Origin of the sequence: Streptomyces diastaticus subsp. diastaticus (assembly GCF_011170125.1) — a bacterium.
GTDB classification, from domain to species: Bacteria; Actinomycetota; Actinomycetes; order Streptomycetales; family Streptomycetaceae; genus Streptomyces; species Streptomyces diastaticus.
Map to the genome: position 1 here is coordinate 47,124 of NZ_BLLN01000003.1, position 25,009 is coordinate 72,132.

At 72.8% G+C, this 25,009-nt stretch carries 14 protein-coding genes and 1 pseudogene; 8 read left to right on the forward strand and 7 right to left on the reverse strand.

Translation table 11 applies throughout. The annotated features are described in order from the left end of the window. Positions 1-3: 3 nt before the first annotated feature. Positions 4-1,596, forward strand: coding sequence for an extracellular catalytic domain type 1 short-chain-length polyhydroxyalkanoate depolymerase (locus Sdia_RS08730; protein ID WP_229831546.1), 1,593 nt, complete (start codon positions 4-6; stop codon positions 1,594-1,596). Between the two features lie 36 nt (positions 1,597-1,632). Here Sdia_RS08730 and Sdia_RS08735 read toward each other — a convergent pair whose 3' ends face one another. Further along, positions 1,633-4,689: a glycoside hydrolase family 84 protein gene (locus tag Sdia_RS08735; protein WP_100452694.1), complete on the reverse strand. Its 3,057-nt coding sequence runs from the start codon at positions 4,687-4,689 to the stop codon at positions 1,633-1,635. A gap of 347 nt (positions 4,690-5,036) precedes the next feature. On the opposite strand from Sdia_RS08735, the gene Sdia_RS08740 reads away from it, so the two are divergent. The 5 genes from Sdia_RS08740 (at position 5,037) to Sdia_RS08760 (ending at position 9,767) form a co-directional block, all read left to right on the forward strand. Further along, positions 5,037-5,387 (forward strand): hypothetical protein, encoded by a 351-nt coding sequence (locus Sdia_RS08740; protein ID WP_003948082.1) that lies wholly within the window; start codon positions 5,037-5,039, stop codon positions 5,385-5,387. A 1-nt stretch (position 5,388) separates the two neighbouring features. Then, a complete protein-coding gene (gene malQ, locus Sdia_RS08745; protein WP_189500412.1) occupies positions 5,389-7,683 on the forward strand; it encodes a 4-alpha-glucanotransferase in 2,295 nt (764 codons plus the stop codon). 20 nt (positions 7,684-7,703) lie between these two features. Next, positions 7,704-7,934: a hypothetical protein gene (locus tag Sdia_RS08750; protein WP_181844152.1), complete on the forward strand. Its 231-nt coding sequence runs from the start codon at positions 7,704-7,706 to the stop codon at positions 7,932-7,934. A 460-nt stretch (positions 7,935-8,394) separates the two neighbouring features. After that, on the forward strand, positions 8,395-9,306 hold the full coding sequence (locus Sdia_RS08755) for a LysR family transcriptional regulator (protein ID WP_100452697.1): 912 nt from the start codon (positions 8,395-8,397) through the stop codon (positions 9,304-9,306). Positions 9,307-9,377: 71 nt separating this feature from the next. After that, positions 9,378-9,767, forward strand: a complete 390-nt coding sequence (locus tag Sdia_RS08760; protein WP_100452698.1) for a hypothetical protein — start codon at positions 9,378-9,380, stop codon at positions 9,765-9,767. Positions 9,768-9,828: 61 nt separating this feature from the next. On the opposite strand, the gene Sdia_RS08765 is transcribed toward Sdia_RS08760, so the two are convergent. Next, the gene (locus tag Sdia_RS08765) at positions 9,829-12,837 is read right to left on the reverse strand and encodes an FG-GAP-like repeat-containing protein (RefSeq protein WP_229831544.1); all 3,009 of its coding nucleotides are present in this window, start codon (positions 12,835-12,837) and stop codon (positions 9,829-9,831) included. Between the two features lie 212 nt (positions 12,838-13,049). On the opposite strand from Sdia_RS08765, the gene Sdia_RS08770 reads away from it, so the two are divergent. Together Sdia_RS08770 and Sdia_RS08775 are read left to right on the forward strand one after the other, a co-directional pair. Continuing rightward, positions 13,050-20,063 carry an RHS repeat-associated core domain-containing protein gene (locus Sdia_RS08770; protein WP_258057168.1) on the forward strand — a complete coding sequence of 2,338 codons (7,014 nt, stop codon included), beginning with the start codon at positions 13,050-13,052 and terminating at the stop codon, positions 20,061-20,063. After that, positions 20,060-20,320, forward strand: coding sequence for a hypothetical protein (locus tag Sdia_RS08775; protein WP_124287166.1), 261 nt, complete (start codon positions 20,060-20,062; stop codon positions 20,318-20,320). The genes Sdia_RS08770 and Sdia_RS08775 overlap by 4 nt, the downstream gene beginning before the upstream one ends. Before the next feature lie 103 nt (positions 20,321-20,423). On the opposite strand, the gene Sdia_RS08780 is transcribed toward Sdia_RS08775, so the two are convergent. The 5 genes and pseudogenes from Sdia_RS08780 to Sdia_RS08800 form a co-directional block, all read right to left on the reverse strand. Then, positions 20,424-21,692 carry a tyrosine-type recombinase/integrase gene (locus tag Sdia_RS08780; RefSeq protein ID WP_100452701.1) on the reverse strand — a complete coding sequence of 423 codons (1,269 nt, stop codon included), beginning with the start codon at positions 21,690-21,692 and terminating at the stop codon, positions 20,424-20,426. Then, positions 21,689-21,874 (reverse strand): helix-turn-helix domain-containing protein, encoded by a 186-nt coding sequence (locus tag Sdia_RS08785; RefSeq protein WP_100452702.1) that lies wholly within the window; start codon positions 21,872-21,874, stop codon positions 21,689-21,691. The genes Sdia_RS08780 and Sdia_RS08785 overlap by 4 nt, the downstream gene beginning before the upstream one ends. After that, a pseudogene (locus tag Sdia_RS08790) lies at positions 21,867-23,214 on the reverse strand (replication initiator). The gene Sdia_RS08785 and the pseudogene Sdia_RS08790 overlap by 8 nt, the downstream one beginning before the upstream one ends. Before the next feature lie 137 nt (positions 23,215-23,351). After that, positions 23,352-24,680: an FtsK/SpoIIIE domain-containing protein gene (locus tag Sdia_RS08795; RefSeq protein ID WP_115069893.1), complete on the reverse strand. Its 1,329-nt coding sequence runs from the start codon at positions 24,678-24,680 to the stop codon at positions 23,352-23,354. Continuing rightward, a complete protein-coding gene (locus tag Sdia_RS08800; RefSeq protein WP_223282222.1) occupies positions 24,680-25,006 on the reverse strand; it encodes an SCO3933 family regulatory protein in 327 nt (108 codons plus the stop codon). The genes Sdia_RS08795 and Sdia_RS08800 overlap by 1 nt, the downstream gene beginning before the upstream one ends. Positions 25,007-25,009: the final 3 nt, after the last annotated feature.

Consider the following 25,009-nt stretch of genomic DNA (forward strand, 5'->3'; position numbering starts at 1 on the left):
GCGATGCCGCTGCCGTCCGCCCGCGTACGCCACCGCCGGGAGCTCCTCCGGCGCACCCCCGGCCGTCTTCGGCGGTCGTTCGCCGGAGCCGCGGTCGGGGTGCTGCTGGTCACGCTTCTCGCGGTGACCGGCCCCGCCTCGCTCACCGCGCCCGCCCAGGCCGCTTCGCTCACCGAGGTGACCGGGTTCGGGAGCAACCCGGGGAACCTGCGGATGTTCCGGTACGTGCCGGACGGGCTGCCCGCCGGGCGGCCGCTGGTGGTCGCCATGCACGGGTGCACGCAGTCGGCGGGCGGGTTCGACGACGAGACCGGGTGGACGACGTGGGCCGACCAGTGGGGCTTCGCCCTGCTGCTGCCGCAGCAGCAGTCGGCCAACAACCTGAACAACTGCTTCAACTGGTTCGAGGCCGGGGACATCCGGCGCGATGCCGGTGAGGCGCTGTCGATCAAGCAGATGACCGACCGGATGAAGGCCGACGTGGGCAGCGACCCCGCCCGGGTGCACGCCACCGGGCTCTCCGCCGGGGCCGCCATGACCAACGTCGTGCTCGCCGCCTACCCGGACGTCTTCGCTGCCGGCGCGCCCGTCGCCGGACTGCCCTACGCCTGCGCCACCAGCGTCGTCGCCGCCTACTCCTGCATGAACCCGGGCACCGACCTCACCCCCGCCGCCTGGGCCGCCAAGGTGCGCGACGCCCACCCGGGGTACGCCGGGCCCTGGCCCGCGGTCTCCGTCTGGCAGGGGACCACGGACACCACCGTGGTCCCCGCCAACCTCACCGAGACCGTCGAGCAGTGGACAGCCGTGCACGGCACCGACACCACCCCGGACGCCACCGACACCGTGAACGGCTACCCGCACGCCGTCTACCGGGACAGCGGCGGCCGGGCCGTCGTCGAGACGTACACGATCACCGGGACGGGCCACGGGCAACCCGTCGACCCGGGGACCGGGGCGGAGCAGTGTGGCACGGCCGGGGCGTACATCCTCGACGCGGACATCTGCGCGGCCTACCACATCGGCCGCTTCTGGGGCCTGGCCGAGGACGGCGGCGGCACCGGGCCGGGTGCCCCCGCCCAGCGGGCCGTCATCCCCGGCACCGCCGCCGACGACGGGTACGTGAAGGCGTCCGCCGACGGGGCGGGAGCGGCCGTCGGCGCCCTGGAGGCGACCATGGGAGCCGCCGTCGGGCGCGGCGCCGACGGGCGGCACAACCGGACGCTGCTCTCCTTCGACACCTCCGTCGTACCCGACGACGCCACCGTCACCCGCGCCCACGTCACCGTGACCCGCGCCAGTGGCGGCGGCGACCCGTGGGCCGGCGGCAACCGGCTGCTGGTCGACGTGCGCACCGGCTGCTTCGGCGCGAGCTGCGCCACCGCCGCCGAGGACTGGGCCGCGCCCGCCACCGCGGACGGCGCCGCCGAACTGGTCCGCTTCACCTCGGGCAGCGCCGACTCGACCGCGTTCACCGGGATCAACCGCGGCGGGCCGACCCAGTTGAGGCTGCGCCTGGCCGACCCGCCCGCCGCCGCGGCGTACCTCTTCCTGCGCACCGGGGCGGAGGCGAGGCTCACCGTCGAGTGGGAGTGAGGGCGCCGGACGCCTTCGACGGCCCGGACGCGCACCTCAGTCGCGGCCGGGCCGCTCCCTTTCCCTCTCCTTCTCCTTCTCCCGCGGCTTCTCCTTCTCCGCGACCGCGTACGCCTCCACGGAGAAGAGGGAGTAGCCGTACTCGGTGGCCCGCTTGTCGCCCTGGACACGCAGGTAGCGCACGTCCTTCGCGTCCAGCCCGACCCGTTCGCGGCCGCCCTTGCCGTCCTTGACCGTCGCCGCCGTCCGCCAGATCCGGCCGTCCTTCGAGACCTGCACCCGGTAGGCGGCGGCGTACGCGTCCTGCCAGTGCAGCTCCACCCGGCCGACGCGGGCCGGTTCGGGCAGTTCCGTCTGCCACCAGGCGTTGTCCTCGGCCGGGGAGGACCAGCGGCTCTCCGGGTCGCCGTCGGCCGCCGCCCGCGCCGGGAAGTCCTCCGTCTCGTCGGCCGACGAGGAGGCCCTGCCGGAGCGGACCAGGTCGGGCCCGGTGGTGGGCGGGAACGCCCGTACCGTCAGCGTCGCCGAGCGGCCGCCGAACTCCACCGGCACCTCGTAGCTGCCCGGCCGCACGCCCTCGGCGACGCGCACCGAGACCGGGATGCGCACCTCGGTGCCGCGCGGCAGCACCGACTCCTCGGGCGCCGAGACCTCGATGCCCTTCGGCGTCCGCGCCCGCAGCGCACCGCGCACGGTGCCCGGGCGGTGCGCCGTCAGCCGGGCCGTGATCACGCTGGCCTCGCCGTCGATCTCGGCGTCGGCCTCGCCCCGGCCGAGGCGCAGCGCCGCCTCGGCGCCGTCCTCGTACCAGGGCACGAGCCGGTCGACGCGCTCCGCCTCCGGCCCCGAGACCCGCAGCGCGTCGGCGCGCAGCCCCGAACTCTCCACGTCCGTCCAGCCGTCGGGCTCCAGCCGCGTCACCGGCTGCCAGCCCTTGCCGGGCACCCGCGCCTCGACCGTCCCGGAGACGCCCGGGTCGGTCCGCACCGTCACCCCGGCCAGCGGCCGCACCCGGGGGAGGACCACGGTGTACGCGGAGCCGGTGTCGGCGACCTTCTCGCCGTCGCCGCCGACCGTGCCGTGCCAGCTGTCGGCCGTCTTCACCACCTGGTCGAGGAACGGGTCGAGGACACCGTCGCCGACCGTCACCTTCTTCCGCGAGGTCTCCGCGCGCACCGCACGCAGTGCCCGCTCGGCGTGCCAGGCGGCGGCGCCGTCGCCGCGCGCCTGGGCCGCCAGCAGATCGACCGCCAGCTCACCGGCCTGCCCGTACCGCGCCAACTGCTCCGACCAGGGCCGCACCTCCTCGCCGAGCCCCGCCGGGGCGCTGTCGGCCAGCCGCTCGGGGGTCGCCCGCATCACCGAGAAGGCGGCCCGCAGCTCCTTGGCGGCGCGCGCGGCGTCGTCCCCGCCCGCGGTGCCCGGCCGCCCCGCCGACCGGGCCGCGTCCGCCCGGGTCGCCCAGAACCTCGCGAGGAGCGGCCGCAGGTACGCCGACTCGTCGGCGCCCAGCACCGAGGAGGCGGTGTTGCGGGCCAGTGCCCGGACCGCCTCCCGGGTCTTCGGGTCCTCACCGGCCAGCGTGTCGATGGCGGCCCGCCAGGACTCCTGGGGCCGGTAGTCCTTCGGGTTCCACGCGTAGTCCGCCGAGGTGAACAGCGGGATGCGGGAGGCGGCCGGCTGCTCCATCGCGGTGGCGATCAGCGCCGCCGAACCGGTGGCGACCGCCGGTTCGCGGCCCGTGTAGGGGCCGAGGAAGATCCGGTCCTGGGCGTAGTCGTTGACCGGGTAGTTGTCCAGGGTGACCAGCGGGTGTCCGAGCACCTCGCGGGTGCCCGCCAGCTCCCGCCCGGTGATGGTGCGCGGTACCACCCCGACACCGGTCCACGCCACCTGCACGTCGGCGTCCAGCTCGGCGGCGAGTTCGCGCCGGTACTCGGTCGCGCCCTTCTGGTAGTACTCCGTCGGCATCAGCGAGAGCGGCCGGGATCCCGGATGACGCTCCGCCAGGTGCGCGGCGACCGCGTTGGCCACCCGCGCCTGGGCGCGCGCCGCGGCGGCCGGGCCCGAGCCGAACTCCGCCTCGTCCTCGTCGCAGTGCCACTCGCTGTACGAGACGTCCTGGAACTGGAGCTGGAAGGCGCGCGCCCCCAGCGCCCACATCGCGTCGACCTTCCGCTTGAGCGCCCGCACGTCGTCCCCGGACGAGAGGCACATCGCCTGCCCCGGCGCCACCGCCCAGGCGAGCGTCACGTGGTTGGCGCGGGCCCGCTCCGCCAGCGCGCGGAACGCCGCCCGCTGCTCGGCGGGGTACGGCTCCCGCCAGCGGGCCTGGCGGTACAGGTCGTCGCCGGGCGCGTAGAGGTAGTGGTTCTGCTTGGTGCGACCCAGGAAGTCCAGTTGGCTCAACCGCTGCGCGGTCGTCCAGGGAGTGCCGTAGAAGCCCTCGGAGAGGCCGCGCACCGGGGTGCCGGGCCAGTCGCGGACCACGACACCGGGCACCACCTTGTCGCGCACGAGCTGACGCAGTGTCTGCACCGCGTGGAACAGGCCGTCCTCGCCCGCCCCGGCCATCGCCACCGTCGGCCGCCCGCCGGTCTGGCCGGCCGCCAGCCGGTAGCCGCCGGCGGGCAGGTCGTCGCGGGCGTTCGCCCCGAGCGCGCGCAGCGCCTTCTCCAGCCCCGCGCCTCCGGCGACCGGTTCGCCGGAGGAGTCACCGCCCACCCGCACGACGGGGGTGCTCCCGGCGGGCACCTCGCCCTCGGAGCCGGCCTCGGTGACCTCGCGGACACCGGCCGCGCGCAGCACCTCCCGCAACGCCTCCAGCGCGTACGGATCAGTACCCGGCGGCGCCACCAGCACCACTCGCGTCCCCAGCGCCACCTTGCCGTCGGCGGCCCGCATCGACTGCGGCCGCGGCCACACCGGCGGCAGCCCGGCGGCCTCGCCCTTGGCGTCGTCCGGGGACTCCTCGGCCGCGGTGGCCGGGTCCGGGGCGGGCGGAGCGGCCAGGGCGTTCGGCGCGCCCCCCAGCGCTCCGGCGATCACCGCCACCGCCAGAGCGGCGGCGGTCCTGCTGCGGCGGAGCTGCACGGGTCCTCTCCCAACGGGCGGCGGGGACGGGTGGGCCAGAAGGAGTATGACGCGCGAGGTGTGGCGCGCTGGGGACGGGGCACACGCCCGGAAGCGGTGTTCCCGCGATGACCGGACGGCAAGGAAGCCCATCACCCCCCGGGAGCGGTGTCAACGGCCGATCCGGGCCTTCGGCGTCCCCGGTGGCCCCTCCATTGTGCGTGCCCCGGGCGCGCCCCCTCGCGATGTCCCGCCCACGACGCACAATGTGACCCGGAACACGTTGGCCGAACGCGTACGTCTGCGTTCGGACAAGTTGGGTAGGGCTGCCGTGACCGTGCTTCGCACCCGCGACCAAGGAGGCCCACGTGGCCGCATCGGCACACCTGCTTCTGTCCGCCCTTTCCAAACGTCCGGAACTGCACGACCTCCCGGCGATTCCGAGCCCCACCACCCTCGCCGGCCGACCCGACGACCCCTTCGACCCCGACACCGTCGACTACTCCCTGGTGTCCCACCCCGACTCCGGCCTCGAAGGCTCCTGCGCCTACGGACTCTCCGAGCCGCCCCTCACCAGTGAGCCGCCGCTGGCCGACGCCGCGCCGCTCACCAGCGAACCACCCCTGCCCGACACCGCCCCGCTGACCAGCGAGCCGGCCGCGGCCGCCGCCGTCGTCGCGGAGGACGCCCTGCTCGGAGCGGTTTCCTCAGGAGGCTGAATTGGCCCTGTCCCGGCTCGCCGAGCTCCATGGTGTCGCCACCTCTTACTCCCCCTCTCCGGACCGTGTCGTCCCGGCCGCCGAATCCGCCGTCGTGGCCGCGCTGGCCGCCCTCGGCGTCGACGCGAGCGGCCCCGAGGCGGTCCGGACCGCCCTGGAGGAAGCCGAAGCCGGACAGGCCGCCCGCCTGCTGCCGCCCACCGTGGTGCTCCGGTCCGCCGCCCCGTCGGCCGACCCGCGCACCGCGCCCGAACTGGCGGCACTGCCCCCGGGCACCCGGGTCCGCCTGACCCGGGACCCCGACCCCGTCCCGGCCCGGCCCGCCCTCGCGGGCGGCCGGGACGCGGGCGAGGCGGCCCGCCGCGCCGCCCCCGCCGCCCAGGCGCCACCGCCCGCCTGGAACTGGACCGTCCCCCTCGTGCCGGCCGCCACCGCGCCGCCGCCCCCCGCCGGCAGCGCCCTCCCCCCGGCCGCCGACGTGCTGTGGGCCGTGCCGCTCGGCGTCCACCGCGTCGAGGCCACCACCCCCGACGGGCGCACCGCCTGCAGCCACCTCGTCATCGCCCCCGACCACATCCGCGGGCCCGAGACCCGCTCCTGGGGCCTGCTCGTCCAGCTCTACTCGCTGCTGTCGCACCGTTCCTGGGGCATGGGCGACCTCGGCGACCTCACCGAACTCGCCGCCTGGGCCGGACGCGTCCACGGCGCGGGGTTCGTCCAGGTCAACCCGTTGCACGCGGCCGTCCCCGGCGCCCCCACCGACCCCTCTCCGTACCGGCCGTCCTCCCGTCGCTTCCCCGACCCGGTGCACCTGCGCGTCGAGGCCGTCCCCGAGTACATCGCGCTGACCGCGGACGTCCGCCCGCGCCTCGACGGGCTGCTGCGCCGCGCCGCCGCACTGCGCGCCGGGGTGCTCGCCGGAGAGGCGCTCATCGACCGCGACGCCGTCTGGGAGCTGAAGCGGGAAGCGCTCGAACACCTCTGCGCCGTACCGCTCGCCCCGGGGCGCCAGGCCGCCTTCGACGACTTCACCGCCGCCCACGGCCAGGCCCTCACCGACCACGCCACCTGGGCGGCCCTGACCGAACGCCACGGCCCCCAGTGGTCACGGTGGCCCGCCCCGCTCACCGACCCGCGCTCCCCGCAGACCGCCGCCGCCCGCACCGAACTCGCCGCCCGCGTCGACTTCCACCGTCGCCTCGCCTGGTACACCGACACCCAGCTCGCCGAGGCGCAGCGTGCCGCACGCGAGGCGGGCATGGCCGTCGGCCTCGTCCACGACCTGGCTGTCGGCGTCCACCCCGACGGCTCCGACGCCTGGTCCCAGCAGGACGTCCTCGCCGCCGGCATGTCGGTCGGCGCGCCCCCCGACGCCTTCAACGCCCTCGGCCAGGACTGGGGCCTGCCGCCCTGGCGCCCCGACCGCCTCGCCGACAACGGCTACGCCCCCTTCCGCGGCCTGCTCCGCTCGCTGCTGCGCAACGCCGGCGCCCTGCGCATCGACCACGTCATGGGCCTCTTCCGCCTCTGGTGGGTCCCGGCCGGCGCCCCGCCCACCGACGGCACCTACGTCCACTACGACGCCGAGGCCATGCTCGCCGTCCTCGCCCTGGAGGCCCACCGCGCCGGCGCGGTCGTCATCGGCGAGGACCTCGGCACCGTCGAGCCGGGCGTCCGCGAGACCCTTCAGCGGCACGGCGTCCTCGGCACCTCCGTCCTCTGGTTCGAGCGGGACTGGGACGGCTCCGGGCTGCCGCTGCCCGCCGAGGCGTGGCGCGCCTCCTGCGTCGCCACCGCCACCACCCACGACCTGCCCTCCACCGCCTCCCGCCTCACCGGTGACCACGTCCGCCTCCGCCACCGGCTCGGACTGCTCACCCGCCCCCTCGCCGAGGAGGAGGCGGAGGAGGCCGCCGCCACCGCCACCTGGCTCACCGTCCTCGACGGCCTCGGCCTGATGGGCGCCGCCCCCGGCGGGCACCTGCCCGGCGCCGCCCCCGACGAGGAGGCCGCCGTCCTCGCCGTCCACCGCTTCCTGCTCCGCACCCCGGCCCGCATGATCGGCGTCTGGCTCCCGGACGGCACCGGCGACCGCCGCCCCCAGAACCTCCCGGGCACCTGGGACCAGTACCCCAATTGGCGGCTCCCCGTCGCCGACGCCCAGGGACACCCCGTCACCCTCGAACAACTGACCGCCTCCCCGCGCCTGGCCCGCCTGCTGCGCACCGTCGCCACCGAGGACCAGACACCCGCCCCCATGGCCCGTACGGCACCCCCGGACGCGCGGCCCGTCTAGGCGTTCGCTACGTTGGCACCGTGGACAAGAAGAACTCTCTGCGCGCCGGTGCGGTGGTCGCCGGTACGACGCTGACGACGCTGCTCATGACGTCCCCTGCGCTGGCGCTCACGCGCGATGACGGGGATGACCCGGGGACGGGGCTGAGTGTGGTGGAGACCCTCGGGCTCTACGTGGCGCTGCCCATCGTGCTCTTCGTGGTGATCGCGGGGCTGGTCATGGTCATGGACAAGTCCGGCAAGCGTTCCTGAACCCCGCTTGCCCGTCTGCCCGGCTCGGTGGCCCTCGGCCTCCCGGCCGGGCTGTCCTTTTGGCTGGGGCCCACTTGCCCGCACGGGTCACTGATTGGCCTCAAGCGCCGGCCGGGCTATGGGGTGGCGATGTGGCTGGGCTCCGCCTCCGCCTACCCACCCCGACCCTGCGGGTCACTGATGGCCTCAAGCGCCGGCCGGGCTATAGGGATTCGCGGTTCCTCCGGTGCCCCGGTGCTGCCCTGCCCGGCCCAACCGGCGAACGCACCGCGACCCTCATAGCCCGGCCGGCGTTTGAGGCCATCGGTGACCGGCACGGTCGAGACGGAGCCCCGCAATCAACAGCCCGGCCGGCGGTCGATGCCGGTCGGGGACCGGCACGGGCTAACCGGGGACCAGCCGGAAGGCAGCCCAGCCGGGCCGCAGGCCGGGGAGTGAGGCCGGGCGTAAGGTGCCGGGCATGGCGCCCCCCGCCCCGGAATGGGACCTCCGCAAACTGAGAATCCTGCGTGCCCTGCGCCAGCACGGCACGGTCACGGCGACAGCCGAGGCTCTGCTGATGGCCCCGTCGGCGGTCTCCCAGCAACTGTCGAACTTCGCCCGACAGTTGGGCGTCCCCCTGCTGGAGGCACACGGCCGCCGCGTCCGCCTCACGGACGCCGCCCACCTGGTCCTGCACCACGCCGACGAAGTCTTCGCCCAGCTGGAGCTAGCCGACGCCGACCTGGCGGCCCTGGTGAGGGGCGACGCGGGCCAGGTCCGGATCGGCGCGTTCTCGACGGCGGTCGCCGCCCTGGTCGTCCCCCTGGTGACGAGGCTGCGCGAGGAGGCCCCCGGCCTGGAGCTACGCGTCCGCGAGGCCGAGGCCGGGGAGGCGTACGACCTGCTGGCCGCCGGCGAGGTCGACCTCGCCCTGTCCCTGGCGGCCCACGCTCCGACCGTCCGCGACCCCAGGTTCACGAGGGTGCCCCTGCTGGCGGACCCCCTGGACGTGGCGCTCCCCAGCGCCCACCCCCTGGCGGGCACCCCCGACCTGCGCCTGGCCGACCTGGCGGCCGACCCCTGGATCTACGGCGCCGACGGCCCCTGGTCGGACATCACCCGCGCCGCCTGCGAGGCCGCCGGCTTCCGCCCGGAACAGGCCCACACCGCGACGGGCTGGCCCGCCATCCTGGCCCTGGTCGGCGCGGACCTGGGCGTCGCCCTGGTCCCACGCATGGTCAGCGCCGAGTACACCCCGGGAAGCGTCGTGGTCCGCCCTCTGGAGGCCGACCGCCCGCGCCGACACGTCATCGCCGCCGTCCGCCGGGGCGCCGAACAGGGCGGGGGACCGGTCGCCCGGGTCCTGGCGGCGCTGAGGGCCGGGGTCTGACGTACCGTCCGCCGGCCGGGCGCTTACCGTACGGGGGCGAGGCACGGGGCCGCGCAGAGGGAGGGGAGACCATGAGCGAGTACGACCAGGGGCGGGGGCGCTGGGGTGACGCCGGGGGACTGGACGGGGCGATCACGGGGTCGCCGCGGTTCTCGGTGACCGGGGGCGGGACGCGGCTGCGGGTGGAGTACCGGGTCGAGGGACGCGGCGTCGTCGAGCTGAACTACGCCCCGAAGGGGGAGGAGGGCGAGGAGGAGGTCTCCGTCGGCCAGCCCCGTCTTCCGTGGCGCCAGGAGGTCACCATGCGCGGCCCGGTCGCCATCCCGGTGCTGAGCGCCACCCTGGACGAGGACGGGGGACGGGCCGATCTGGTGGTCACGGTCGACGGGCGGGAGCGCGCCCGGGTCACCGTCAGCGGCGCGTCCGCCACCGGCGTCTGCGTCGCCGACCCGGGAGTGTGAACAGCGGCCCCCGCCGGTGAGGCGGGGGCCGCTGTTCACGTACGGCTCGGACGCGTGGGCGTCAGGTCAGTGACCTCACCTGGCCCCACGTGCCGTCGTGCACGGTCACCGGGGTGCCGGGCGCCGAGGTCCCGCCCCGGTGGAAGAGGAGCGCGCCGCCCTGGGCGGAGGGCGCCGTCGTCCACAGGTCGGCCACGCCGTCGCCGTCTGCGTCGCCGGGGGCGGCGAGCAGCGGGTGGGCGGCGGGGGTGAAGCCCGTGCCGTAGGCGGTGCGGCGCGTGTCGTCGGCCAGCGAGAGCGGGTCGGTCGCGCCGTCCGCCCCGGCCCGGCCCCGGTACAGCCAGAGCTTGCCGTCGGCGGTGTCGCGGACCAGCAGGTCGGGGTGGCCGTCGCCGTCCAGATCACCGGCGGGGACCAGGGTGCGGCCCGCCCAGCCGCTGTCGGCCAGCGGGTAGCCCTCGTCCAGGTAACCGCCGCCGAACCCGGGCAGGTACCAGAGCGCGTCGCCGATCACGGCGAGGAAGTCGGGGCTGACGGCCTGATCGGGCTGGCCGAGGTCGCCGAGGGAGACCAGCTGCCGGAAGGCGGCGGGGTCGATGTGCCCCTCGTCGCCGGGCCGGGTGAACTGGCGGACCTCCTGCCGGGTGAGGTCGGCGACCCGGCCCGTGCCGTCGGCCGGGTAGAGCCAGAGTGTGCCGTCGGCGTGCCGGGCCACCAGGTCCTCGAAGGAGTCGGCGGTCCAGTCCCCGCGCCGGGTGACCAGCGCGTCCTTCAGCCCGAGCGCGGGCAGGGCCGCCGCGGTGCCGACGGTGCCGCCGCTGCCGGCACCGGGGTGCAGCCGCAGCCCGCCGGAGGCGTCGAGCGAGTACAGGTCGGGGAAGCCGTCGCCGTTGGCGTCGCCGGGCTTGTCGGGTGTGCCGGGACTGTCCGCGTAGAAGGAGTACGCCTGGGTGTCGGACTTGTTGCCGGCGCGGTCGGTGCTGAAGACGTACAGGGTGTGCGGTCCCGCGTAACCGGGGGTCAGCCGGACGGTGACCGGGCCGCCGGCGGTGGCGGGTTCCGCCTTGGTGGTGGGCGGGGAGACGTTCAGGCCGTAGGTGTAGGAGACGACGTCGGGGACGCCGCCGGAGGTGATGGTGAAGGAGCCGGGGGTACGTGCGGGCGCGCCGACCGAGCCGTCACCGCTGCCGGGGAACTCCGTGGAGCTGACCTGGGGGAGGGCGGAGGGCCGGGCCGAGTCGAAGCCGAACTGGCAGCCGGGTGCGCCCTTGGTGGGCAGCCAGTCCGAGGCGCTGTGCGCGTCCCGTGCCTGCACCTTCCAGGAGAAGCGGCCGCCGCTGCCGAACCCCTCGTACTTCTTCAGGGTGTCCTTGCTGACGATGTGCTCGGCCCAGCCGCCACTGGTGATGTTGGTCTTGTCGACGTTGACGACGAGGACGCCGTCGGCCGCGTCGTTGGGGTGCTTGCCGGTGGGCCAGAGGTGGAAGCGGGCGGTGACCTTGTCGCCGTCGGGGTCGCTGACGCGGGCCCGCAGGGTCACGTCGGTGTTGCCGACGAAGACGTAAGGGGCCACGGCGCAGGCGGTGTCGTTGGCCGTGCTGGGCCGGGTCTCCATCGCCAGGGCGGTGTTGGGGGTGCGGTTGTAGCTGACGATGATCTTCGGGTTGGAGTTGAACCGCTTCCAGGTGAAGGTGTCCGTCTCCGAGCTGGCGCGCAGGCCCACGGTGATGTTGGCCCAGCCGTTGGCGGCGGAGCGCTTGGCGGCCTCGGTGGCGTTGAAGTCGACGGACTTCGCGCCGCAGCCGGTGTAGCCGTGGGCGAAGGACTTGGTCTGGAGGTGGGTCGCCCAGGAGGGCTGGTTGCTCCAGGTGGTGGAGGCGGAGATGCCGCCGGTCAGCCAGAGTTCGACGTTGCGGGCCTGGCAGGACCACGAGTAGGTGTTGGTGATCTGGAACTGGGCGGAGAGCACCGTGGCCCCCGCCAGCTCCTTGGAGTTGAGGCGGAAGAAGGCCCGCGAGGTGCCCTTGGTGTCGCTCTCGTAGCCGACCCGGGCCTCGTTGGCGTAACTCCCCGTCCAGTTGGTGCCGTTCCAGAAGGACGAGCTCTTGTGGCGGTCGTAGGCGATCGTCCAGGCCAGCTTGGAACCGCTGAAGTTGGGGTCGATGTAGACCGGGTAGCTGGTCTCCTCGCCGCGGAGCAGCTCCGGGTCCGGGGTGAGGGTCAGGGTGGACGCGGAGGTCTCCATGCCGACCTCGGCGGAGCGGACGTCGGGGGCGAGCGGGTCGACGGGGGAGAGCGTGTCGGCGGACCGGGCCCCCTGGGACCGCTGGGCCGGGGCGTCGCCCGAGTCCCACATGCGGGGTGTGGCGGTGGCGAAGAGCTCCTGGCCGGCCGGGTTGACGGCGCGCAGCGTGTTGGACTCCGCATCGCGCTCGACGGTGACGCCCTTGCCCTTCAGGCCGTAGGAGATCTCCTTCAGCGCGGGGTCGGCGGCCGCCTCGGCGCTGTGCACGACGAGGACGTGCGAGAAGCCGTCGACCTGGGCGGTGACCGCGAGGTCGACGCCGTCGAGGACGTTCCGGTACGTGGCGGTGTTGCCCTGGAGGACCGGCGCGGGGAGTGTTTTCGGCCAACTCAGCTCGACACTGCGGCCCTGGTCGGTGAGGACGGCGAGCGGTCCGTCACCGCCGCCGGAGAAGCTCACGTCGCCGGCGGCCGAGCGGGGGGCGACGCGGCCGTCCTGGGTGGAGAGGGTGGTGTCGATGTCCTTCCACACGCCGTCCCGCTGGGTGCGGACCGGGGCCGCGTGCTGGGTGAGACGCAGGGTGCCGTCCGGCATGGCGTGCACCTCGCCGGTCTCGGTGCGGGCGGAGGCCACCTCCACCGGTGTCCCGGAGTCCTGGGCCCGGACCATCGCCCGTGACTCCTCGGTGAGTTCGCCTCCGGTGCTCGGCGGGGGCGCGGTGGGCGGGGCCGCCTGGGCGGGGGCGGCGGTGATCAGGCAGGCGAGCGCGGCGACGGCGGCTGGTATCGCGAGCCGTCCGCGGCGCGGCGCGCCGGGTCTCTTCATGACCGGCATGGCACGTCTCTCTGTTCGGAAGGAGCCGGACCCCGGGCGGGCACGCCCGGGGCGGAGCGGTACGGAAACGAGCTGAAGTGACTGACGTGTGGTCAAGTTTTAGCCAAGCATGACCATTTGATGAAGCTGATCACACCTTGCCATTACACAATCATCACTCTTAAGGTGCGTCCGTTCCGGTCGGATCGAACAAGGGCGCACCCGTGTACGTGGACCACACCCTTCCGAAGCTCAAGCACGTCGCGAGAGTGCTGGTCTCCGTGGCGGTCCTCACCGCCGTGGCGCTCCTGGTCGCCCTCATCCCGTCCACCGACGTCGCGTACGCGGCCTCGCTGAAGGACGAGCGGCCCGAACTGGTCGACGACAAGTCCGTGCCCGGCACCGACCACGTCCCGAAGAAGCGCTCCAGACCCGACGACGCCGCGCGCCCCCACACCCCCGGCGCCACCAGCTGGCCCGCCGGCCGCACCGTCACCCCCGTCACCCCGGCGGGCGAGACCCCCGCGAAGGAGCAGGCGCCGCTCCTCGGCGAGAAGGCCGACCGCGTCCCCGGCCTCCGCACCGACCTGCCCGTCGCCGCCCGTCCCGCCGGCAAGGCCGCCGCCCGCGCCGCCGCCGAGGGCCCCGCCGCCCACGTCGCCGTCGAGATCGCCGACCGCGCCGCCGCCCGCAAGGCCGGGGTCCCCGACGGCCTGCTGCTGACCGTCGCCCCCGCCGAGCCCGGCCTCCTGGCCCGCTCCGCCGACCCCGAGGCCACGCCCGCCGAGGGCAAGGTCCGCCTCGAACTCGACTACTCCGCCTACGAGAAGAACTTCGGCGCCGACTGGGGCAGCCGCCTGGGCCTGGTCGACCTCGCCACCGGCGAAGAGGTCACCACCGCCAACGACACCGCCGACCGCACCCTGACCGGCGAGATCACCCTCCCCAAGTCCGCCTCGGCCGCCCCCGCCACCCTCGCCGCCGTCGCCTCGGCCGGCGGCGCGGGCGGCAACTACGGCGCCACCTCCCTGTCACCCTCCGGCTCCTGGATGGCCGGCAGCTCCTCCGGCGGCTTCTCCTGGAGCTACCCGGTCGACGTCCCCGAGACCCCGGGCGGCCCGGCCCCCGACATCGAGATCGGCTACTCCTCGCAGGCCGTCGACGGCCGCACCGCCTCCACCAACTCCCAGTCCTCCTGGATCGCCGAGGGCTGGGACTGGGAGCCCGGCTTCATCGAGCGCCGCTACCGCCCCTGCGCCGACGACCAGGGCAGCGGCGCCAACAACCCCGGCGAGAGCGGCAAGACCGGCGACCTGTGCTGGGGCACCGAGCAGATGGTCATGTCCCTCGACGGCTCCAGCAACGAGCTGGTCAAGGACGACAAGACCGGCGTCTGGCGCCCCGCCGACGACGACGGCACCCGGCTGGAGCGCAAGACCGGCGCCGACAACGGCGCGTACAAGGGCGAGTACTGGGTCCTCACCACCACCGACGGCACCCAGTACCACTTCGGCCTGAACAAGCTGCCCGGCGCCGGGAGCCAGCGCACCGACTCCGTGCTCACCGTCCCCGTCGCGGGCAACCACCCCGGCGAGGACTGCCACGCCTCCGCCTTCGCCTCGTCCTTCTGCACCCAGGGCTGGCGCTGGATGCTCGACCAGGTCGTCGACCCGCTCGGCGACGCCATGACGGTCTGGTGGACCAAGGAGACCAACCGCTACGGGCAGAACGACAAGCCCGCCGGCGTCACCTACGACCGGGCCGCGTACCCCCACCGCATCGACTACGGCCAGCGCGCCGACAAGCTCTTCACCAGCGACCCGGCCGCCCGCGTCGAGTTCGGCGTCACCGAACGGTGCGTGCCCACCGAGGCGTTCGCCTGTGCCGAGGCAGACCGCAAGGCCGCCAACGCCAAGCACTGGCCCGACACCCCGCTGGACCAGCAGTGCCTGCCCGGCGAGGAGTGCAAGAACAAGAACACCCCGACCTTCTGGTCCACCAAGCGGCTCGCCAAGATCACCACCAAGGTGCTGGCCGGCTCCACCCTCCGCCCGGTCGACACCTTCACCCTCGACCAGAACTTCCCCGCCACCGGCGACGGCACCTCGCCCGCCCTCTGGCTCAAGTCCATCGGCCGCACCGGCCACGCGGCCGACGGCGCCACCGCCGACATGCCGAAGGTCACCTTCCGTGGCCAGCAGCTGGACAACCGCGTCGACGGCTTCGAAGGGCTGGAGCCCTTCTCCCGGCTGCGCGTCCAGGCGGTCGACACCGAGACCGGCGGCACCATCGGGGTCACCTACTCCGACGCCGAGTGCAGCGCCCGCGCCCCCGTGAAGCTCCCGGCCTCGCCGCACACCAACACGATGCGCTGCTACCCGCAGTTCTGGACCCCGAAGGGCGCCACCGACCCGGTCCAGGACTGGTTCCATAAGTACGTCGTCACCAAGGTCCGCGAGGAGGACAACGTCGCGGGCGCCCGCGCCACCGTCACCTCCTACGAGTACCTGGGCGGCGCCGCCTGGGCGTACGACGACAGCGAGCACACCGCGGCCAAGGAGCGCACCTGGTCCCAGTACCGGGGCTACGAGCGGGTCCGCACCCGCGTCGGCGACGCCAGTGACGGCGACCCCCAGCAGCTCACCGAGCACCGCTACTTCCGCGGTATGCACGGCGACAAGCTGCCCTCGGGCACCCGCACCGCCTCCGTCACCGACTCCGAGGGCGGCACCCACCCCGACCGCACCGAGTTCCAGGGCCAGCTGCGCGAGGAGATCACCTACGACGCCGTCGGCGGCTCCGTCGACTCCGCCGTCAAGGTGACCCCCTCCGCCGTGAAGACGGCTTCCCGGGCCCGTACCGGCACCACCGCGCTGGAGGCGTGGATGGTCCACCCGGTCACCTCCGAGACCCGCGAACTGGTAAAGGGCGACACGTACCGCCGCTCCACCGAGACCACCGCCTACGACAGCTACGGCATGCCCACCGAGGTCGAGGAGAAGACCGCGGGCGGCCGTCTGGTCTGCACCCTGACCAGCTACGTCCGCGACACCGACGCGTACATCGTGGACACCGAGTCGCGCGAGGTGACCAGGAACGGCGCCTGCGACGACGCCTCGGCCACCGTCATCGACGACACCCGCTCCCTCTACGACGGCGGCGCCTTCGGCGACAAGCCCACCAAGGGCCTGGTCACCGAGGTCCAGGAACTGGACGTCGACGGCAAGAGCTACACCACCACCGACCGCACCTCCTACGACCTGCACGGCCGCGAGACCGCCACCTGGGACGCCGAGGGCAACAAGACCACCGTCGCCTTCACCCCGGCCACCGTCGCCGTCCCGCACACCCAGGTCACCACCGACCCGCTCGGCCACACCGAGACCACCGAGTTCGACGTCCAGCGCGGCCTGAGCACCGCCGACATCGGGCCCAACGGCGAGCGCGTCGACATGGAGTACGACCCGCTGGGCCGCCTGCTCAAGGTCTGGGACATCGATCGCGACAAGACCAAGGCGCCCAACGCCCGCTACCAGTACGCCATCACCAAGACCAAGCCCACCGTCGTCACCAACGAGACCCTCAAGGACGACGGCAGCTACGCCGTCAGCCACGAGATCCTCGACGGCCACCTGCGCGTCCGCCAGACCCAGGACCCCGCCGTCGGCGGCGAGGGCCGCATCGTCAACGACACCTTCTACGACTCCGCCGGCCGCGAGGTCGTCACCAACGACGGCTACTACAACGACCAGCCCGTCAGCACGACCATCCTGGTCGTCGGCGACAACGTCGTCCCCAGCCAGAATCGCGTCACCTACGACGGCTCCGGCGAGGCGGTCCGCGAGGTCTCGTACGCCTACGGCGAGGAGACCACCCGCACCACCCTGGAGAAGGACGGCGACGCCTCCACCGTCGTCCCGCCCGACGGCGACACGGTGACCACCACCTACACCGACGCCGAGGGCCGCCAGTCCCGCCTGCGCGAGTACACCAAGAAGGACCGCAGCGCCTGGCGCGACACCACGTACCACTACGACGCCCTCGACCAGCTCACCAGGATCGTCGAGCCCGGCGGCGCCGAGTACACCTTCAGTTACGACGCGCGGGGCCGCCAGACCGCCACCACCGACCCCGACGGCGGGCGCACCACCTACGAGTTCGACGCGACCGACAACCTCGTCGCCACCACCAACCCCAACGGCGAACGCCTCGTCACCACCTACGACAAGGCCGGCCGCCCCACCTCCCTGCGCGAGGACTCCGCCGACGGCAAGAAGCGCCTGGAGTGGACCTACGACACCCTCGGCAAGGGCCTGCCCACCGCGGCGATCCGCTACGACGACGAGGGCAACGCCTACCGCGAGGAGATCACCTCCTACGACAAGGCCAACCGTCCCCTCGCCACCCGCACCACCGTCTCGGCGGCGGCGGGCAAGGTCGCCGGCACGTACGACTACCGGTACGACTACACCGACACCGGCAACCTCGCCTGGGTCCAGCTCCCCAAGGCCGGCAACCTCGCCTCCGAGCGCCTGGTCTTCCGCTACACCACCACCGACGACCTGCCGCTCTCCATCACCGGCAACACCACCTACGTCGCGAACGTCACCTACTCCCGCTTCGGCGAGGTCCTGCGCACCGAGGCCGGCCCGGCCGGCCGCAAGCTCTTCTCCTCGTACTACTACGACGAGTTCAGCCGCCAGCTCACCCGCACCGTGCACGACCGCGGCGTCCAGCCCGCCCTCATCGACGACACCGGCTACACCTACGACGACGCGGGCAACCTCACCTCCATCAAGCGCACCCCCGGCCAGGGCATGCCCGACGGCCAGGCCGGCCCCGACACCCAGTGCTTCGTCTACGACCAGCTCCGCCGGATGACCTCCGCCTGGACCGCCGCCGACGACACCTGCACCGGCGGCCCCAGCAAGGCGACGGTCGGCGGAGACCAGCCGTACTGGCACAGCTACACCTTCGACGACTCCGGCAACCGCACCGCCCTCACCGAGCACGACCCCGCCGGGGACACCGCCAAGGACATCAAGCGCACCTACTCCTACGGCGGCGAGGCCGGCGGCCCCAACCGCCTGGCCGAGGTCGCCTCCGAGGGCCCGGGCGGCACCACCCGCTCCGTCTACGGCTACGACAAGGCCGGCAACACCACTACCCGCCAGCACAAGGGCACCACCCAGACCCTCAAGTGGGACCCCGAGGGCGCTCTCACCGAGGTCAGTGAGCCCGTCGAGGGCGGCGGCACCAAGACCACCAAGTACCTCAACGACGCGAGCGGCGAACGCCTCCTGCGCCACGGCCCCGACGGCTCCACCACGCTCTACCTCGGCGAGACCGAGCTGACCGCCAAGCCCGACGGCACCACCACGACGGAACGCTTCTACTCCCACCCGGACGGCTCGACCACGGTCCGCAGCAGCGACGGCGGACTCCAGGTCCTCCTCGCCGACCACCACGGCTCCACCCAGACCTCCGTCGACATGACGCAGGCGTCCATGCCGGTCACCCGCCGCCAGCTCACGCCGTTCGGCGAGGACCGGGGCGAGGCGCCGTCCCGGTGGCCCGGCGGACGCGGGTTCGTCGGCGGTCTGAAGGACGAGGACACCGGCCTCACTCAGCTCGGAGCCCGCCCCTACGACCCGGCCACCGGCCGCTTCCTCTCCGTCGACCCCATGGTCGACTTCACCGACCCGGCCACCATCAACCCCTACGCCTACGCCAACAACGCGCCGGCCACCTTCTCCGACCCCGACGGCCTGTTCTTCCCGATCCTGGTCGGCATCGCCGCCCGCATCGCGATCCGCGCCGCCATCCGTGCTGCCGCCCGCGCCGCCGCCAAGCGCGCCGCCCGCATCGCCGCCCGCAAGGCGGCCCAGCGCCGCGCCCGCGCCCTGGCCAAGGCCCGCGCCCGGGCCGCCGCCAAGGCCCGGGCGAAGGCCCGCGCCAAGGCCCGCCGTGAGGCGGCCCGCAAGCGCGCGGCAGCCGCCCGCGCCGCGGCCAAGCGGGCAGCGGCCCGCGCGGCGGCCAAGCGGGCAGCGGCGAAGCGTGCCGCCGCGGCGGCACGCCAGCGGGCCCAGCGCGCCGCCGCCAAGCGCGCCCAGGCGGCCCGCGCCGCCGCCCGCAAGGCCCGCGCCAACAAGGCCCCCAAGGCCAAGGCCAAGCCCAAGTCCCAGCCGAAACCGAAGTCGAAGCCCTCCCAGAAGTCCAAGCCGACCCAGCGCAAGACCAACAAGGTCAAGGAGGAGGCCCGAGAGCAGGCCAAGGACGCGGTCGGTGAGGAGGCACAGGCACAGAGCTGCGAGGTCAACAGCTTCGTCCCCGGCACCAAGGTCCTGATGGCCGACGGCTCGAAGAAGCCCATCGAGGACGTCAGGACGGGCGACAAGGTCCTCGCCACCGACCCGAAGACCGGCGAGACCAAGCCACAGCCGGTCGCGGCCACCATCATCGGCAAGGGCGACAAGACCCTCGTCACCGTCACCATCCGCACCTCCACCGAGCGCGCCCCGACCACCCTCACCACCCCACCGCCCGACAGCTCGGTCCCGGTCGACGCCACCCAGCTCGCCCCCGACGAGGACGGCGAAGCCACCTCGACCATCGTCGCCACCGACGGCCACCCGTTCTGGGTCCCGGAACTGAACACTTGGCTCGACGCCGGCCAACTCCAGCCGGGCCAGTGGCTCCACACCTCGGCGGGCACCTGGGTCCAGATCACCGCGGTCTCCAGCACCACCCAGCGCGCGACCGTCCACAACCTGACGGTGGCGGACGTCCATACGTACTATGCGGTGGCGGGGGCTACGCCGGTTCTGGTCCACAACTGCGGAGTTACGCGTGGTGGTAACGAAAGCACATACTCTATCTCGCATGATGCGAGTGGAAGTGGCGTGATTGCCGACCTCGATAGTGACGGCATTCTGACCATGATGATGCACAACAATCCCGACAAGGGTTCGCCGTTGCGGGGTAAGGCAATGTTCGACGAAGTTATGGGCCACTTCGGGGGCCGAGTTCAGGGCATCCAGGGGATCTGGGTCTACGGAGATAACCTTGGAGGCTTCAATGAAGCTGTCCGGGGTGGCGCGGGCCTTGTGTCGGCAGCCAAGGGAACCTGGACTGGAAGACAGGCAGCCAGATATGGCTTCACTCGCGCGAGGATCGATGAAGCAGTTCCGAGGCTCGACGGGGACTTCCAGCAAGTTCTTGCCACATTTCGAAGATGAGAGAACTGATGGACGAGGAAATTGAACGATTGGCGCGCTTGGCCGTCGAATACCACGGAATTGGGTGCAGCGTCGCAGAGATCGCTGATCTCCTAATCGATAAGCATCCGAACTTGAGGCTGGCGCCGTTCCGGCTGGCCCAAGTGCTTCGATCGGCCTTCGGTCTTTCGGTTCATGACCTGCAATACGTCACGGCATGGGTGCAAGGTGAGATTTCACTGGAAACACTGGAAGAGCGCCTTCAGGTGACTCGGTAAGTCAGCCTCAGCCCCTAACATGCTGTGCAAATTTCGAGAGGCCCCACCGAATGGATATTCGGTGGGGCCTCTCGGGCGTTTGACGGCAACGCTGACGGCAACGTCAGCGGCCGCCTGCCGCGGCGGGTGGGTCGTCGGGGTTGTCGTTGACGGGGCCGAGGGCGCCGTCCAGGGTGTCGATGGCTTGCCGTTGGAGGCGGAGCCTTACGTGGGCGTACACGCCAGCGGTGACACCGATGTGTGCGTGGCCCAACAGCTCCTTGATCACGACGAGGTCCACGCCTTGCTCCAGGAGTAGCGTCGCGGTCGAGTGGCGGAGGTCGTGGAAGCGGATGCGGCGGAGTCCGGTTCGGTCGAGGAAGCTGCGGAAGCGGCGGGTGAGGTTGGCCGGGTCGAGCGGGCCGCCAGTCGGGGTGGTGAAGACGAGGCCGCTGCCTCTCCAGTCCGGTCCTGCCGTCTCACGCTCCTTGCCCTGCCGCTTCTTGTGTTCCTTGAGGGAGTGGAGGCATTCGGTGGGGAGGGCGATGCGGCGTTCGGAGGCGCGGGTCTTGGTGGGCAGGTGGGTGAGGCCACCGCTGCGGGTGCGCTGGAGCGAGCGGCGGATGCTGGCGGTCCCACTGTTGAGGTCAAGGTCTTCCCAGCGGAGGCCGAGTAGTTCGCCTTTGCGGAGGCAGGTGCGCAGAGCGAGTTCGTACAGCGCGTGGAGCCGGTCGCCGCGGGCTGCGTCGAGGAACCGGCGGGCTTCTGTCGCGGTGAGGGGCCGGAAGCGCCTGGGCCGGGGTGCGGTGGCCTTGACGTTCCGGGCGATGTTGCGGGGCAGTTCGTCTTCGCGGACAGCGTGTTCGAGGGCGGACTTGAGGACCGAGTGCACGTACGTCACCGTCGAAGGGGACAACTGCTTCTGGCAGCATTCGCCGATGGCGCAGCACTGCTTCCATTCGGTGTCGAGTCCCTGGGTGCAGCACTGGCAGGTGGTGCGGAGCCGGTCGAGGAAGGTGCGGATGTCCTTGGCGGTGAGCCGCGCGATCTTCTTGGTGCCGAGGCCGGGGATGAGGTGGAGGCGGATGCAGGCGGCGTAGCGGGTGTGGGTGTTCTCGCGGAGCTGGTGGACCGCGACACTGCTGAGCCAGTACGTCAGGTAGTCACCGAGCGTGCTGTCGGCGGTGGCGACCGGCAGCCCGCGGTTGCTGTCGGCGATCTTCTCGGTGAGCTTGTCAGCCGCGTTCTTGCGCGTGGTGCCGTAGACACGGACACGCTTTCGTCTGCCGTCGGCGGCGAGGACATAGCCGGCGGCTTCCCAGCGGCCGTCCCTTCGCTGGTAGATGGTGCCTTCGCCGTTGGCGCGAGCCTTCTTTCGCTTGGGGGCGGTCATCGGGCGGCTTCTTCCAGGTGGCGCTGGCCGTAGTCGTCCAGGGCGTGGGCGGGGATGCGGCGGGCGCGGCCGATGGTCAGCGAGGCCAGGCGGCGGGTTCGTAGGAGGTCGTAGAGGGCGGAGCGGCCGATTTTGAGGCGGGCCATTGCCTCGGGGACGGTGAGGAGTTCGTCGTCACGCATCGGCTGTCACCGCCTCTGCTCGTGTCAGGCCGCCGTTGATGAGGGCGGAGAGGCGTTCGAGGTCGGGGGTGAGGCCGGTGCCGTCGTATGCCCAGTGGGCGAGGACGAGGGTGGTCGGGGAGGGCGGAGGTGTGTGGGGGCGGTGCCAGGCGGCGCGGGCGGCCCGGAGGGCGCTGAGGGTGGTGGAGTAGGCGCGGGTCTTGGTGGAGAAGTGGCCGCGGAAGCCGAGCATGTGGGCCCACTTGCGCAGGTTCAGGTGCTTGAGGTCGTCGCGGGCGCCGAGGGCCCAAGCGGTGCGGATCATCTGGGCGGCGTGCTCGGGTACGGACTCGAACCAGAGGTCGGTGATCCTCTTCAGTCGGTGGTAGAGGCTGCCGGTGGCGGCTTCGGTGCCCTTGGTGGCGTACTTGGCGACGTATCCGGCGACCTTGCCCTCGGTGATCGTGGTCCCGCCCTGGAAGGCGGAGGACCGGATGATCCTGGTGTCGATCTGCTCGCCGAAGGCGAAGGAGCGGGCGCAGCCGTTGATTTCGGGCCCGTCGATGTGGGCGCGGGTGGCCGCGATCCGGATGGCATCGGCGAGGAGTTCGGGGGTGGCCCAGGCGGGCGGTGGGGTGTAGGGGCCCGCGCGGCCGTCGAGGCGGATCACGGCGTGGAAGTGGATCATTCCGCGCTGCTGGTACTCGGCGACCTTGGCGTACGAGACCCGGACGACCTTGGAGAACAGTCGTTGCGGGAGACCGGCTGCCGCGGCGATGGTGCGGCGCAGGTGGAGCATGAAGCGGGCCCACAGGGCCGGGGGCGTGGGCGTTCCACAGGACGGCGCCGGTGTAGTCGTAGCGCTCGGGGTCGAGCGGGGTGCCGAGGCGCGGGTCGCCCTTGGTGTGGGTGCGCCCGCAACGGCAGCGCGCGGTCCCGCCCACGCGTCGCCCGTGGACGGGGCCGTATGAGGGTGCGGTGAGGGTGGCGAAGACGCGGGGGTGGGTGGCGACCTGTTCGGGGATGTTCTTGCCGCCGCGCAGGCCGGCGGCGATGAGGTGGTAGGTGTCCTGGCGGTAGAGCTCGGCGCAGGAGGGGCAGCGGGTGGTGCGGCGGTTGCCGCAGCGCACCAGGAGATGTCCGGCGGGCAGTTCCTTGGATTTCAGTTCGCGCAGGATCTCGCCGGTGAAGGCGTCGATCTCGGTGCGCTGGCCTTCGAGCCGGATCGGCTGGGCGCAGCCACCAAGGGAGGACAGTTGCCGTACCAGGCCGAGCAGGTTCCGGTACCCGGTGAACGTGGGCAGCGCGGCCGTGGCGGGTTCGGGGCGGGGGATTGTGGTGGCGGGGTCGTGCGGTGGCATGCTGGCGGGACCTCTCTGCGCTGCGGCACACGCGTGTGTCGTGGATGGATTGGGGAGGGAGGCCCCGGCAGGGCGAGGGTTTGGCGACTACACGCCCTTGCCGGGGATTACTGCGAAGCGGGACCAGGAGGCGGCGGTCACGCGGCCTTGTCCAGGTCGATGTGGTCGGGCAGGTCGCGGACCTTGAGCCCTTCGGCGCACATGAGGTCGTTGATCTGCCAGCAGGCTTCGGTGGGCAGGTAGACCGAGCGCAGCCGGACGGGGGTGCGCATGTCGCCGACGGAGGCGATGGACACGCCTTGGGGCATGGTGCGGTCGGCGGCGGTGATGTCGAGTTCCCGGCCGTCGGGGAAGAGGTGCAGGAAGTCCTCGACGGTGTCGACGCGGTGGCAGATCCGGGCGGAAAGGTTGGTGCGTACGGCGGTGGTGAGCACGTCGGCGGAGGGTTTCTGGGTGAGGAGCCACAGGCGTATGCCGAACTTGGCGCCCTGGCTGGCGATGGCGAGCAGTTCGGCCTCGAAGCGTTCGCGGGCCTTGCGGTCGGGGTGGCGGGTGTAGTTCGCCACCTCGTCGATCACCACGAGCAGCAGCGGCAGCTTGGGGCTGAATTCGGTGATGCGGTCGGTACGGCCGGACCAGAACAGCCGTTCCCGGCGTTGCATCTCCTCGCGGACCCAGCGCAGGATCTCGGTCGGCTCGTCGGGGTGGGTGGCGTCGGAGACCTTGTAGGCGGTACGCCACCAGGGCGCGACCGCACCGAGGTTGGGGTCGATCACGATCAGACGCACGTCCCGCATGAGGGAGGCGTAGGCGAGGAGGGTGTTGACGGTGATCGACTTACCGGAGCGGGTGAGGCCGGCGACCAGGGCGTGCGCGGAGTAGGCGAGGTTGAGCACGACGGGGGTGCCGTCCTCGTCCCAGCCGAGCAGCACATCATCGGTGGAGACGAACTGACCCGGTCGGCACACCGGGGAGCCGTCCGGGCCGAGCAGTGCTGAGCGGATCACCGCCTCCAGCGGCTCACGGCGGAAGCCGCGCGCGACGATCACTCCAGGCTTGGGCTGGCTGATCCGGATGCGACGCATACCCCAGGCGTCGCACAGGCCCTCGTTGGCGTCCTGCCAGGCGCTGAGCCCTACCTGCGGCAGGGCATCGGCGGTGACGGTGACGCCGAAGGCGTCGGTGCGGGTGCGCAGTCGCGGGACCAGCACGCGCGGCTTGGCCGGTTGCTCCTGGGGGCCGTACTGCTGGAGCACGGTGGGAGTGGCGTCCTTGACTGCCAGGCCGAGCATCGGGGCGAGCCGGTTCCAGCCCCACCGCAGCCGCCGCGCCTGCCGCAGGCTGATCCGGGTCTCGGCGTCGGCCCGGTACCAGCGGGTGAAGCAGAACGAGGCCCAGCCCAGCAGTCCGAGCAGGCCGAGGCCGACCACGGCGAGGAACGCGAGCCCGAGGGGGTTGCCGGTCATCAGGCGCCTGCCTTGGCGGTGACGGCGTCGGCGCGCAGGGAGATGCCGTGCCGGTCCTTGCCGTTGATCTCGTTCTCCCAGGCCGTGGCGACCAGGCCGGTGAAGACGACGGGCATGCCGACCTTCAGGCCCTTGCCGAGACCCGGCTCGGGGACGTTCACGGTGATCACTTCTGCGCGGCCGTTGAAGGCGAACATCACGTCCACCAGGTGCAGGTGGGCGCCGGTGGCCCGGTCGATCGCGGGCTGCTGGCCGTCGCGGTCCTTGAACCGCTGGCGGGACTCGGAGGCCAGGATCACCAGGGCCGGGGCCTGGTCGATGGGCATGGT

Bases quoted from the DNA above. Each gene is read 5' to 3' on its own strand.
- Sdia_RS08795 (WP_115069893.1), bottom strand. From the start codon at position 24,680: ATGACCGGCAACCCCCTCGGGCTCGCGTTCCTCGCCGTGGTCGGCCTC.
- Sdia_RS08785 (WP_100452702.1), bottom strand. From the start codon at position 21,874: ATGCGTGACGACGAACTCCTCACCGTCCCCGAGGCAATGGCCCGCCTC.
- Sdia_RS08780 (WP_100452701.1), bottom strand. From the start codon at position 21,692: ATGACCGCCCCCAAGCGAAAGAAGGCTCGCGCCAACGGCGAAGGCACC.
- Sdia_RS08775 (WP_124287166.1), top strand. From the start codon at position 20,060: ATGAGAGAACTGATGGACGAGGAAATTGAACGATTGGCGCGCTTGGCC.
- Sdia_RS08765 (WP_229831544.1), bottom strand. From the start codon at position 12,837: ATGAAGAGACCCGGCGCGCCGCGCCGCGGACGGCTCGCGATACCAGCC.
- Sdia_RS08755 (WP_100452697.1), top strand. From the start codon at position 8,395: ATGGCGCCCCCCGCCCCGGAATGGGACCTCCGCAAACTGAGAATCCTG.
- Sdia_RS08760 (WP_100452698.1), top strand. From the start codon at position 9,378: ATGAGCGAGTACGACCAGGGGCGGGGGCGCTGGGGTGACGCCGGGGGA.
- Sdia_RS08800 (WP_223282222.1), bottom strand. From the start codon at position 25,006: ATGCCCATCGACCAGGCCCCGGCCCTGGTGATCCTGGCCTCCGAGTCC.
- Sdia_RS08730 (WP_229831546.1), top strand. From the start codon at position 4: ATGCCGCTGCCGTCCGCCCGCGTACGCCACCGCCGGGAGCTCCTCCGG.